The following is a 2,203-nucleotide window of genomic DNA, read 5'->3' as shown; positions in this document are numbered from 1 at the left end:
GTTAGAGGTTCGACTCCTCTTGGGTGCATTGCAACATGTTTTACGGGAAGTAGCTCAGCTTGGTAGAGCACTTGGTTTGGGACCAAGGGGTCGCAGGTTCGAATCCTGTCTTCCCGATTAAAGATACGATATTTAAACCATCACTCATTTCGAGTGGTGGTTTTGTTGTTTTTTCTATATCTATTTCCTCTTTGAAAACAGGAACTACGGCGATATATTTAGATGTATTTATTGTTATTGTGATTATACATCTTCAGAATAACTCAATTGATAGTAAAAGAAGGTCAGGCTATTACGAGAGGACAGCGCATTGCGAAATGCGGTAACTCAGGTAACTCAACAGAACCGCATATCCATATTCAAGCAGTGGATAATATCAATTTTTCCTTAGCTAAAGGTGTACAACTTTATTTTGATAATTTCGTTCAGCGAACGAAGAAAGGTTCTAAAGAGCTCAACAATTCTTTCCCTAACTATAGAAGTAATGTCACTAATAAATAGCAGAAAATATCAAGACTTAAACGATTCGTTAATATATAATTATCCAAAAGAAAGGATGATTATAATGCGAGAGACCAAACAATATTTAAAAAACTTTATCGGGAGAAGTTATGATATTGGTGTAGAAATTGGAAAGTGGGTAAAATCAGCCCCAAGATTAATGAGCCAAGCGTTACTTCCACCTAATTCTTATCCAAAAGATAAGTATCAAGAGATTAAGACACTTCTTGATGAGTTTTGCCCAGGAGTTAATGACGAAATCAGAGGATTTTCTGATGAATTAAGTATTGAGCCAAAACAAGCTCTTTTCTACGCGATGACTTACCTTGAAAGAGGCTGTAGTTTAATGGGGCTATTGCCGTCGAAAACGGAATGTGGACATACTTTGTTAGCTAGGAATTATGATTTTAATGATGAAATGGAAGAAATGTGCTTCGCTTATACAAAGATCGAAGGAAAGTATAAATATATCGGCTCAACGCTTAATTTATTTGGTCGAAGTGACGGCATTAATGAGTACGGGCTAGCTGTTTGTAAAGCCAGCAATGGATTGCCTGTCGGGAATTTTGAAGGTGGCCAAAAATCTGACGTATCTGGTTTTAGTTTCTGGATTGTTGTTCGAAGTGTACTTGAAAATTGTAAAAATATCGAAGAAGCTATAGAATTAGCAATGCGAATGCCTATAGCATACAATTTAAATTTAATGCTAGCTGATAAAAGTGGTAAAATAGCTATGTTACAGTGTATAGATGGGCATAAAGATTATAGAATAATTGATGAAAGCTCTAATGAAAATTATTTAAGTTGCACAAATCATACATTGCTTGAAAAAATTATACCTTACGAAAAGATTTTAATTGAGAATTCAGTTATTCGCAATGATAATATTGTTAATGCGTTCGCTAAAGAAAAGACACTTTCTGAAGCTAACATTAAAGAGCTTCTTTCGACTCCTTATCCAAACGGTTTGTGCTGTCATTACTATAAAGATTTTTTTGGAACTCTGAGATCTGTAATTTTTGACGCAACAGAAGGATTAGTGCAAATAGCTTTTGGCGCACCAGATGTAAATGATTGGCGGACTTTTAAAGTAGAACCACTAATAGAGCGAGATATAATAATAAAATTACCAGATGAAAAAGCACCTAAAGAATTTTATAGAATAATTTAAATATAAGGAGAGCTGATCTTGCAAAATCTGTCTCTTATTCTTACTACAACTTTCATCGTTTTTTTATCTAACAATGAATGAAACTATATTAGAAGTAGATGCTTTACTCAGGCTGCTTTTGATCTAATTCATTTAAAGAGAAGTATAATCGATATAAGTCTTTCGCGTGGTTTTGAAACCTAAGAAAGGTTTACGCGAGCTTTTAAAAAAAGATATTTAATGAGTCCTTTTGCTTATCGAAAACAAGGCCTAGATATCTTAATCGGAAATAGGCCTTCAATACAGAATGTTGAATCAACAGCTAGATATAGAGTGGAGCCAGAAATAGTTAATTTACTAGCAGCTACTATAGTTGGTAAAAGATTTCCTGCTTCTCAAATTAAAGATGAATATGTAAATGCGTGGCGATTATTTGAATCAATTTCATAATCAATATTTTATTTGAGAATAAGCTTACCCAATTTTATTTATGTGATTTTTTTTAAGCGACTAATTTCAGTTTGAGAGATAATCTTTCTACCGCAAATCTTA

Annotated in this window: 2 protein-coding genes and 1 tRNA gene; all 3 read left to right on the top strand. The window is 33.7% G+C overall.

The features are described from left to right. Nucleotides 1-43: 43 nt before the first annotated feature. The 3 genes from AC5KOD_RS02805 (at nt 44) to AC5KOD_RS02795 (ending at nt 1,672) form a co-directional block, all read left to right on the top strand. A tRNA-Pro gene (locus tag AC5KOD_RS02805) sits at nt 44-117 on the top strand. A 150-nt stretch (nt 118-267) separates the two neighbouring features. Beyond that, complete coding sequence (locus tag AC5KOD_RS02800; RefSeq protein WP_496913017.1) at nt 268-501, top strand: M23 family metallopeptidase; 234 nt, start codon at nt 268-270, stop codon at nt 499-501. A gap of 64 nt (nt 502-565) precedes the next feature. After that, the gene (locus tag AC5KOD_RS02795; protein WP_496913016.1) at nt 566-1,672 is read left to right on the top strand and encodes a C45 family autoproteolytic acyltransferase/hydrolase; all 1,107 of its coding nucleotides are present in this window, start codon (nt 566-568) and stop codon (nt 1,670-1,672) included. Nucleotides 1,673-2,203 lie beyond the last annotated feature (531 nt).

This window comes from Vagococcus sp. WN80Y (assembly GCF_059621045.1).
Note: the sequence above shows the minus strand (reverse complement) of the source record. Positions and strands in the feature narration are given on the sequence as shown.

Excerpts from the sequence above, each read along its gene's own strand:
- AC5KOD_RS02795 (WP_496913016.1), top strand. The coding sequence starts at position 566 with ATGCGAGAGACCAAACAATATTTAAAAAACTTTATCGGGAGAAGTTAT.